The following is a 9,713-nucleotide window of genomic DNA, read 5'->3' on the forward strand; positions in this document are numbered from 1 at the left end:
CGCGGGCGCTCCGGCCGCCGTTGGCCGGCTTCTACTGGCCGTCGCTTCCCGGCGCCCTGGCCGGGCTCCAGTGCTTCTCGAGGCACCCGGTCCCCAGGGTTGGGCGCCATCGGACGGCGGTCGTTCCCACTCACCGCTGCGGGGCAGTTCCGGACTCGCACCGGATTCCCTCTTGCCTCGGTCGGCCCGTCGTCGGGCCTCCCGAACCATCAGCGGCCACGAGACTACATGTTGGGGTTCGTGCCTCGCGCACCCCCAATATGGTGGCGTGTTGCCGGTTGTGATGCGTTATATTCCCGGCTGCCTCATAACCGGGTACGGTGACTTTGGGTGTGGATCTTCATGACTGCGAGTAGCGATTCGCTGGTCACGTGCGCGCGCGACACGGTGTCCCCGATGGGTTGACCAGCGGGCGTAATGATAATGATTTTCAACTAGGGTGTGGGGTTGTCGGCGGCGGTGATCGCCGCCGGCCAGCACGACCGGGAGGACATCGTGCCCGACGAACGACCAGGCTCCGCCACCGACCGGAGGTCGGCCCGACGCCGCCGCGCCAGGGTGATCCTGATCACCACCCTTGTCGCCGTGGTGGCCACGATCGGGTTGATCGTGTTCGCCCTGCGGCCCACCGACGACACCACCGCGAGAGCCACCGGTGACGAGGCCGGCCTCCGCGTCGTCGCCACCACCAACTTCCTCACCGACACCGTCCGGCGGATCGGCGGCGAACACGTCGACGTCGCGGGACTGATGGGCCCCGGAGTGGACCCCCACCTCTTCCAGGCCAGGGCCGGGCACCTCCACCAGCTCCGCGAGGCCGACCTCGTCCTCTCCGTGGGACTGCACCTGGAGGGCAACCTCCAGACCGTCCTCGACGGGCTCGGGGACACCGCGGTCGTCAGGGTCGCGGAGAGCATCCCGGAGTCGGAACTGCTCGCCGCCCCCGACACCGAGCCGGGGGACGGCGAGTTCGACCCGCACGTGTGGTTCGACGTCAGCCTCTGGTCGAGGGTGGTCGAAGGGATCAGGGACGCCCTGGCGGCCGAGGACCCGGAGCACGCCTCCGCCTACCGCGACGCCGCCGACGAGTACCTCGTCGAGCTCGCCGACCTCGACGAGGAGGTTCGGGACCGCCTCGCCGAGATCCCCGAACGGCGGCGCGTCCTGGTCACCTCGCACGACGCCTTCCGCTACCTCGGGCGCGCCTACGACGTCCAGGTCGAGGCGATCCAGGGAATCTCCACCGTGGACGAGGCCACCACCGCCGACATCGACCGTGTCGCGGCCCTGATCGCCGAACGGGGGGTGCGCGCCGTCTTCGTCGAGTCCAGCGTGTCCGGGCAGAGCCTGGAGGCCGTGCTCGCCGCGGCCGCCAGCAGGGGTGCCGAGGTGTCGGTCGGCGGTGAGCTCTTCTCGGACGCCGCGGGAGCGGAGGGCACTCCGGAGGGCACGTACGTGGGGATGGTGCGCGCCAACGTCGACCAGCTGGTCGAGGGGCTGCGGTGAGCCCGCTCGAGCGCGCGGTCCCGAACGGTGCTCCGGTCCCGTCTCCGGGCACCGCCCTCACCGCCACCGACGTGCGCGTCGGCTACGGTGGCGGGCTCGTGCTGGACGGGGTCACCCTGCGGGTACCCGCCGGTCGGCTCGCCGCCGTGGTGGGACCCAACGGAGCCGGCAAGTCCACCCTGGTCAAGGCGGCGCTCGGCCTCGTCCGCTCCAGCGGGCGCTTCACCCTGCTCGGCGATACGCTCCGCGCGGTCCGGCGCCGTGTCGCCTACGTCCCGCAGCGCGACGCCGTCACCAGGGACTTCCCGATCACGGCCGCGCAGGTGGTCGAGATGGGGCGGTACCCCCGGCGCGGCTGGTTCCGGCGGCTCACCGAGGAGGACGACCTCGCCGTCGAGGCGGCGTTGCGGCGCACCGGGGTGGTCGACCTGGCCGACCGCCCCCTCGACGAGTTGTCCGGTGGACAACGCCAACGTGTCTTCCTCGCCAGGGCGCTGGCCCAGCAGGCCGACCTCCTCGTGCTGGACGAACCCTTCGCCGGAGTGGACGCCCGCACCGAGGCCGCGCTGCTCGACCTGCTCACCGAGCTCTGCCGGGACGAGGCGCGCTCGGTGGTCGCGGTGCACCACGACCTCCGCACCGTCCGCGAACGCTTCGACCACGCCGTGCTGCTGGCCGGCAGGGTCCTCGCCGACGGCCCGCCCGCCGAGGTGCTCCGACCCGAGCTGCTGGAGCACGCCTACGGCCTCGCCCCGCTGCGCGGCGCGGTCGACGAGCCCGACGGGCGCGTCGGCCTCACGGTGTCCACCGCCAGTCCCCCGGAGACCGGAGCCGCCGACCGCACCGCCGCCTCCGCCGACGGAAGCCCGGACCGGTGAACTGGCTGATCACCTCCCTCCCCCTGCCCTACCCGGAGGCGGTCGTCGCGGTGGGAGCCGCGGCCATCGGGCTCGTCGCGGGCGCGCTGGGCCCCCTGGCGGTCCTGCGCGGCAGGAGCATGTTCGGAGACGCGATGAGCCACGGCACCCTGCCTGGGGTCGTCCTGGGCTTCGTGGTGGCCGGCACGAAACACCTGCCGCTGATGCTGCTGGGCGCCGGGCTGACCGCCGCGCTGGCCGCGCTGGCCGTGATCGGCCTCGAACGTTGTGCCGGCAGCCGCCCGGACGTCGCGATCGGAGTGGTGCTCTCCGCCGCGTTCACCACGGGGATCGTGCTGCTCACCGCGTTGGCGAGCAGCGGGAACGCGGGCCAGAGCGGTCTCGCCGACTACCTCTTCGGCCAGCCGGCCGGCATGGTGGAACGCGACGTGCTCCTGACCGCCGTGGTGGGAGCGTGCGCGCTGCTGGCCGTCACCGCCTGCTTCCGCGTGTTGCGCACCGCCGCCTTCGACCCGGGCTTCGCCGCCGTGGCGGGGGTTCCCCGCTGGGCGGTGGAGGCCGCCAGCACCGTGCTGCTGGCCGTGGCGATCGTCCTGGGTGTACGGACGGTGGGCGCGGTGCTCATGGTCGCGCTGCTCGTGGCCCCCGCCGTCGCCGCCCGGCAGCTCACCACCCGGCTCGGCGGCCTGGTGACCCTGTCCGCCCTCGTCGGGGGAACGAGCGGTGCCGCCGGAGCGGTCCTCGCCGGTCGAGCCGAACTGCCAGCCGGACCGGTCATCGTGCTGCTCGCGACGTCCGTCGCCGTCCTCGCCGTGCTGTTCGCGCCCCGGCGGGGAGTGCTGGCCCGGGTCCGCCGGCCCGTCGCGGCCGCCGAGTCCCGGTCCTCCGCGCCCGGCGAGGCGGGGGCGCCGCCCCGAGAGGCGAGTGGTGCGCGATGACCGCTGACGACCTCGTCATCGTCCTGACCGCCGGCCTGCTGGCCACCGCGTGCGCGCTGCTCGGAACCTTCCTGGTGCTGCGCGGTCGCGCGCTGCTGCCCGACGCGGTCAGCCACGCGGTGCTGCCGGGGATCGTGGGCGTGTACCTGGTGACCGGCGGCCGGAACACGATCGCCATGCTGCTCGGCGCGACCCTCTTCGGCGTGGTCTGCGTGCTCGCCTTCCAGGCGCTCCGCCGCAGCGGGATCGTCGCCTCCGACGCCGCCATCGCGCTCGTCTTCCCCGCCCTGTTCTCGCTGGGCGTGCTGGGCGTCAGCCGGTACACCTCCGGGGTCCACCTGGACCTCGACTCGACCATCTACGGCGAGCTGACCTTCGCCCCGCTGCGCACCCTGGACCTCGGGGGCACCCAGGTACCCCGGTCCCTGCTCATCACCGGCGCCGCCGCCGTCGTCGTCCTGGCCGTCGTCGTCCTGTTCTGGCGTCCGCTGGTGCTCACCAGCTTCGACCCCGAGTTCGCCGAGGCCACCGGCGTCCGGGTGCGGCTGGTCGAACGGGGGCTGTTGGTGCTGGTCGCGGCGGTCGCCGTGACCGCGTTCGAGAGCATCGGGGCCATCCTGGTCGTGACGTTCTTCGTCGTCCCCGCGGCCACGGCGCAGCTGGTGGCCCGGCGGCTCGACAGCATGCTCGGTATCGCCGTCGCCGTGGGCTGGGTGAGCGCGCTGCTCGGGCAACGGGCCGCCGTGCGCCTCGACAGCTCGGTGGCCGGCTCGATCGGACTGGCGGCGGTCGGGCTCTTCGCGCTGGCGCTGGTCTTCGCCCCTCGCCGGGGGCTGTGGCGGCGGTGGCGGGGCGGGCGCCGCCGAGGCACCCCAGCCCGCCGTCCCGGACCGACGGCGGGCAGCGCGACCCGAGGGGGGTAGCGGCCGGAGCTGCCTCGATCAGCCTCCGTTCGGGTTCCTCGGGTTGTCCGTCCGGTGCTGGCGGATCGCCTCCCGGCGGGCGAGGCGGTGCTGGCGGCGGATCTCGGCCTCCGCCCACCGGCGGCGGTCGTCGGCCGTCACCGGGGTCAGCCTGGGCACCGGACGCGGCCGGTTCTCGGCGTCGACCGCCACGAACACCAGGTAGGCGCTCGCCACATGGGTCGCCGGGACGGACTCGTTCCACCGTTCCGCCACCACGCGCACCCCGACCTCCATGGAGGTGCGGCCCGTCCAGTTCACCTGCGCGCTCGCGTGGACCAGATCCCCCACCTTCACCGGCACCAGGAACAGCATCTCGTCCATGAAGACGGTCAGCGCCGTACCTCCCGAGTGCCGCCCGGCGCACGCGGCCGCCACGTCGTCGACGAACTTCATGATCACCCCGCCGTGCACCGTGCCGTAGAGGTTGGTGTCGGAGCCGGTCATGATCTGGCTGAGCGTGGTCGCGGCGGCGGAGTTCGGCTTGCCGGGCAGGGGCGCGTCGGGCGTGTCGGAGGGCATGACCCGAGCCTAGGTCCCCGCCCGCCGACCGTGCCCGCCGACCGTCCGACCAGCTCACGAGCCCGACCGTCCACCATGTGCGACGCCCGGGGAACGGGGCCGTTTTCCCGCTACGATGCGGCCGCTGGTGGTTCGCGAGGCCCCGAGGGGCCGGACGGAGCAAGAGGGAACCCGGTGCGAGTCCGGGACTGCCCCCGCAGCGGTGAGCGGGAACGAACGCCGTCCCCGTCCCGGTCGCCCGACCAGGACGGGAAGAGCACTGGACACCCCGACGGGCGTCTGGGAAGCGACGGCCACTAGGAGCCGACCAGCACGGTCGGCGTGCCCGCGAGTCCGAAGACCTGCCACCAGCGTGCGCGTCGACCGGCGCGCACCGGTCCGGACCCGGTGGGAGGCACGACCGTCGGCCGCACGGCGCCCTGCCTGGCCCCAACGGCTCGCCGCCGCGCGGAGAACACCGCCTCCCCGGCCGGACGTGGTACGAGCTCGCGAGGAGAGAGCAGTGACCGACGTTCCGACCACCCGCCCCGCCCCGCCCCCGGTGGGCTCGACCGTGCTCGGCTACCCCAGGATCGGGCGCGACCGCGAACTCAAGCGCGCCGTCGAGGCCTACTGGGCCGGGCGCATCGACCAGGACGAGCTCCGCCGGGTCGGCGCGAGCATCCGGTCCGAGACCTGGACGGGCCTGCTGGCGGCAGGCCTCGGCTCCGTCCCCGGCAACACCTTCTCCTACTACGACCAGGTCCTGGACACCGCCGTCATGGTCGGCGCGGTTCCCGACCGTTTCCGGCGGCTCGGGCTCGACCCGCTCGACACCTACTTCGCCGCCGCCCGGGGACATGGCGACGCCGCCCCCCTCGAGATGACGAAGTGGTTCGACACCAACTACCACTACCTCGTCCCCGAACTGGGCCCCGACACCGAGTTCTCGCTGTCGGGCGACAAACCGGTCGCCGAGTACCGGGAGGCCAGGGCGTTGGGGGTGACCACCCGGCCGGTGGTGCTCGGCCCCGTGACCTTCCTGCTGCTGGCGAAGCGGGCCGAGGGCGCACCGGCGGACTTCACCCCGCTGAGCCTCCTCGACCGGCTGCTGCCCGTCTACGAGCGGCTGCTGACCGAGCTCGGCGAGGCGGGTGTCGAGTGGGTGCAGCTGGACGAGCCCGCCTTCGCCGCCGACCGCACCGACGGCGACCTGGCCGCCCTCCGCACGGCCTACGACCGGTTGTCGGCCGTGGCCGACCGGCCGGCGCTGCTGGTCGCCGGCTACTACGGTGACCTCGGCCCCGCATTGGGAGTGCTCGCCGGCACCGGGGTCGAGGCGGTGGCCGTCGACCTGGTGGCCGGACCGGCCTGCCTGGACGACCTGACCGGGTTGAGCGGCCTGCGGTCCAAGACCGTCCTCGCCGGTGTCGTCGACGGCCGCAACATCTGGCGCACCGACCTGGACTCCGCACTGGGCGCCTGCGCCACGCTGCTGGGAGTGGCCGGCTCGGTGCACGTCTCCAGCTCGGCGCCACTGCTGCACGTGCCCTACGACGTGCGTCGGGAGACGCGCATCGACCCGACCGTCCGCTCCTGGCTAGCCTTCGCCGAACAGAAGGTCGCCGAGGTGGTCCTGCTCGAACGGGCGCTCACCGGCGGGACGGGTGAGGTCGCCGAGGAACTGGCCAGTGCCCGGGAGGTCCTGGCCGGCCGGTCCAGCGCGGCGGGCCGCAACCACCAGGTCCGGGCGCAGGTCGACGCCCTGCGGCCCGAGCACCGGACCCGGGGCGACTACGAGGTTCGTGCCAAGGCCCAACAGGACAAGCTGGGTCTGCCGCCGCTGGCGACCACCACCATCGGCTCCTTCCCGCAGACCGACGAGATCCGCCGGGCCCGTGCCCTTCGCCGGGCCGGCCGCCTCTCCGAGGACGAGTACCGCCGTCGGATGCGGATCGAGATCGAGCGCGTCATCCGATTCCAGGAGGACATCGGCCTCGACGTGCTCGTCCACGGAGAACCGGAACGCAACGACATGGTGCAGTACTTCGCCGAGCACCTCGACGGGTTCGCCGCCACCGAGCACGGCTGGGTGCAGTCCTACGGTTCCCGGTGCGTGCGCCCCCCGATCCTGCACGGGGACGTCAGCCGCCCCGCCCCGATCACGGTCGACTGGAGCTCCTACGCCCAGAGCCTCACCGACCGCCCGGTGAAGGGGATGCTCACCGGGCCGGTGACCATCCTGGCCTGGTCCTTCGTCCGCGACGACCAACCGCTGGCGGACACCGCCGCCCAGGTGGCGCTGGCGCTGCGCGCCGAGGTCCGGGACCTCGAGGCCGCGGGTCTGCGGGTCATCCAGGTCGACGAGCCCGCGTTGCGGGAGCTCCTGCCGTTGCGCGCCGCCGACCGGGCCGCCTACCTGTCGTGGGCGGTGGACGCCTTCCGCCTGGCGACCGCCGGGGTCTCCGACGGCACCCAGATCCACACCCACCTCTGCTACTCGGAGTTCGGGGACGTGATCGAGGCGATCGACGGACTGGACGCCGACGTCACCACCATCGAGGCGGCCCGCTCCCGGATGGAGGTCCTGGCCGACCTGCACGAGATCGGGTACCGGCGCGGAGTCGGCCCGGGCGTGTACGACATCCACTCGCCCCGCGTCCCCGCGGTCGAGGAGGTCACCAGCCTCGTGGAGGCGGCCCTGGCCGCCGTCCCCGGACAGCGGCTGTGGGTCAACCCGGACTGCGGGCTCAAGACCCGGGGATATCCGGAGGTCGAGCCGGCGTTGCGCGCGCTGGTGCGCGCCAGCGCGGCGGCGCGCGCGACGCTCGTCACCGCCGACTGACCGACGGGGACGACGTGGCCGGCGGGACCACCTCGCGAACGGGCGGTGGCGCTCGCCGGCCACGTCCAGCAGGATCTACCTCTGGCCGTAGCCGCCCGTTCCCGGGCGGCGGAGCACCACAGGAGGAGGTCCGGTCCGTTGCCGCACGAGGTTCGCGGAGTCGTGTCTAGGAGCAAGGACGCGCCCGTCACGGTGGAGACGATCGTGGTACCCGACCCGGGTCCCGGGGAGGCGGTGGTCCGCGTCCGGGCCTGCGGGGTCTGCCACACCGACCTGCACTACCGGCAGGGCGGGATCAACGACGAGTTCCCCTTCCTGCTGGGGCACGAGGCCGCCGGGGTGGTCGAGGAGGTCGGCGAGGGCGTCACCGACCTCCAGCCGGGTGACTACGTGGTGCTGAACTGGCGCGCGGTGTGCGGGGTGTGCCGGGCCTGCCGGCGCGGTCGCCCCTGGTACTGCTTCGACACCCACAACGCGGCCAGGTCGATGACCCTGACCGACGGGACGCCGCTCACCCCGGCGCTGGGCATCGGAGCCTTCGCCGAGAAGACCCTGGTGCACGCCGGGCAGTGCACCAAGGTCGACCCCGCCGCCGAGGCGGCGGTCGCGGGCCTGCTGGGCTGCGGCGTGATGGCCGGCATCGGAGCCGCCATCAACACGGGTTCGGTCGGCCGGGGCGACAGCGTGGCGGTGATCGGGTGCGGCGGTGTCGGTGACGCCGCGATCGCCGGGAGCAGGCTCGCGGGCGCGTCGACGATCATCGCCGTCGACGTCGACGAGCGGAAGTTGGAGACGGCCCGCCGGTTCGGAGCCACCCACACCGTGGCCGCGCGCGAGGTCGACGTCGTGGAGCGCGTCCGCGAGTTGACCAACGGCTTCGGCGCGGACGTGGTCATCGACGCGGTCGGCCGGCCCGAGACCTTCCGCCAGGCCTTCTACGCCCGTGACCTCGCCGGAACCGTCGTCCTGGTCGGGGTGCCCACTCCGGAGATGACGCTCGAGCTGCCGCTGCTGGACGTCTTCTCCCGGGGCGGGGCGGTGAAGTCCTCCTGGTACGGCGACTGCCTGCCCGACCGGGACTTCCCCATGCTCATCGACCTCTACCTCCAGGGACGGCTGAACCTCGCCGACTTCGTCACCGAGCGGATACCGCTCGACGGCGTGGAGGAGTCCTTCCAGAAGATGCACCACGGCGACGTGCTGCGTTCGGTGGTGGTGCTCTGATGGCGGCGTCGATCGAACGTGTGGTGACCTCGGGCACCTTCAGCCTGGACGGTCAGGACTTCGACGTGGACAACAACGTGTGGCTCGTGGGCGACGACCGCGAGGTGCTGGTGGTCGACGCGGCGCACGACGCGCGGGCCGTACTGGCCGCCGTGGGGGACCGTTCAGTGGTCGCCATCGCCTGCACGCACGGGCACAACGACCACGTCAACGCCGCGGTGGAGGTCGCCTCGGCGACCGGCGCTCCCGTGTTGATCAACCCGGAGGACCGCCACCTCTGGGACGTCGCGCACCCCGACCGGGCGCCCGACGGTGACCTGGTGGACGGCGCCGAGCTCACCGTGGCCGGCCTGACCCTGCGGGTGTTGGCCACGCCGGGGCACAGCTGGGGCTCGGTCAGCCTGCACGTGCCCGAGCTGACGGCGGTCCTGACCGGGGACACCCTGTTCCAGGGCGGTCCCGGTGCCACCGGCCGGTCCTTCTCCGACTTCCCGACCATCATCGCCTCGATCCGGGACCGGCTGCTGGCACTGCCAGCGGAGACGGTCGTGCACACCGGTCACGGGGACACCACGACGATCGGGGCGGAGGCGCCGCACCTCCAGGAGTGGATCGACCGAGGGCACTGAGGCGTCGCCCCGCCGACCGGACGGCCCCGGCGGTGGGGCGAACGGGGTTCCGGCCGCCGTTGCCCTCGGCGGACGAGGCCGGGTGGTCGGAACCCTTCGCCGGCCCCGCGACTCCCGGGCCGGGGGCGGACATCGGCCCGCGCTTCCGCCTCCGGACTCCCCGGTCGCCTCGTGGCGGCCCGGCTCCGGCCCGTTCCGTGCGGGCGCCGCGTCGGGTCAACCGGGGTGAC

General features: G+C 73.4%; 8 protein-coding genes and 2 riboswitches. Of the genes, 7 read left to right on the plus strand and 1 reads right to left on the minus strand.

Features of this window, described 5'->3' with window-relative positions; genetic code table 11:
• Window positions 1-98: 98 nt before the first annotated feature.
• Window positions 99-226, minus strand: a riboswitch (cobalamin riboswitch).
• A 215-nt stretch (window positions 227-441) separates the two neighbouring features.
• From ACTIDRAF_RS0218440 to ACTIDRAF_RS0218455, 4 genes are read left to right on the plus strand one after another with little or no spacing between them, the layout of a single operon-like run.
• On the plus strand, window positions 442-1,506 hold the full coding sequence (locus ACTIDRAF_RS0218440; RefSeq protein ID WP_016700203.1) for a metal ABC transporter solute-binding protein, Zn/Mn family: 1,065 nt from the start codon (window positions 442-444) through the stop codon (window positions 1,504-1,506).
• A complete protein-coding gene (locus ACTIDRAF_RS0218445) occupies window positions 1,503-2,384 on the plus strand; it encodes a metal ABC transporter ATP-binding protein (protein WP_016700204.1) in 882 nt (293 codons plus the stop codon). The genes ACTIDRAF_RS0218440 and ACTIDRAF_RS0218445 overlap by 4 nt, the downstream gene beginning before the upstream one ends.
• On the plus strand, window positions 2,381-3,322 hold the full coding sequence (locus tag ACTIDRAF_RS0218450; RefSeq protein ID WP_016700205.1) for a metal ABC transporter permease: 942 nt from the start codon (window positions 2,381-2,383) through the stop codon (window positions 3,320-3,322). Before ACTIDRAF_RS0218445 ends, ACTIDRAF_RS0218450 begins: the two co-directional genes overlap by 4 nt.
• Window positions 3,319-4,245 (plus strand): metal ABC transporter permease, encoded by a 927-nt coding sequence (locus ACTIDRAF_RS0218455; RefSeq protein WP_016700206.1) that lies wholly within the window; start codon window positions 3,319-3,321, stop codon window positions 4,243-4,245. The genes ACTIDRAF_RS0218450 and ACTIDRAF_RS0218455 overlap by 4 nt, the downstream gene beginning before the upstream one ends.
• Window positions 4,246-4,263: 18 nt before the next feature.
• On the opposite strand, the gene ACTIDRAF_RS0218460 is transcribed toward ACTIDRAF_RS0218455, so the two are convergent.
• The gene (locus ACTIDRAF_RS0218460) at window positions 4,264-4,806 is read right to left on the minus strand and encodes an acyl-CoA thioesterase (protein WP_016700207.1); all 543 of its coding nucleotides are present in this window, start codon (window positions 4,804-4,806) and stop codon (window positions 4,264-4,266) included.
• A gap of 111 nt (window positions 4,807-4,917) precedes the next feature.
• Window positions 4,918-5,169, plus strand: a riboswitch (cobalamin riboswitch).
• 139 nt (window positions 5,170-5,308) lie between these two features.
• Here ACTIDRAF_RS0218460 and metE point away from each other — a divergent pair.
• The 3 genes from metE (at window position 5,309) to ACTIDRAF_RS0218480 (ending at window position 9,483) form a co-directional block, all read left to right on the plus strand.
• A complete protein-coding gene (gene metE, locus ACTIDRAF_RS0218470) occupies window positions 5,309-7,630 on the plus strand; it encodes a 5-methyltetrahydropteroyltriglutamate--homocysteine S-methyltransferase (protein WP_016700209.1) in 2,322 nt (773 codons plus the stop codon).
• Window positions 7,631-7,768: 138 nt separating this feature from the next.
• The gene (locus tag ACTIDRAF_RS0218475; protein WP_039788074.1) at window positions 7,769-8,854 is read left to right on the plus strand and encodes an S-(hydroxymethyl)mycothiol dehydrogenase; all 1,086 of its coding nucleotides are present in this window, start codon (window positions 7,769-7,771) and stop codon (window positions 8,852-8,854) included.
• A complete protein-coding gene (locus tag ACTIDRAF_RS0218480; RefSeq protein WP_016700211.1) occupies window positions 8,854-9,483 on the plus strand; it encodes an MBL fold metallo-hydrolase in 630 nt (209 codons plus the stop codon). The genes ACTIDRAF_RS0218475 and ACTIDRAF_RS0218480 overlap by 1 nt, the downstream gene beginning before the upstream one ends.
• The last annotated feature ends 230 nt before the right edge of the window (window positions 9,484-9,713 follow it).

This window comes from Actinoalloteichus spitiensis RMV-1378 (assembly GCF_000239155.1).
GTDB classification, from domain to species: Bacteria; Actinomycetota; Actinomycetes; order Mycobacteriales; family Pseudonocardiaceae; genus Actinoalloteichus_B; species Actinoalloteichus_B spitiensis.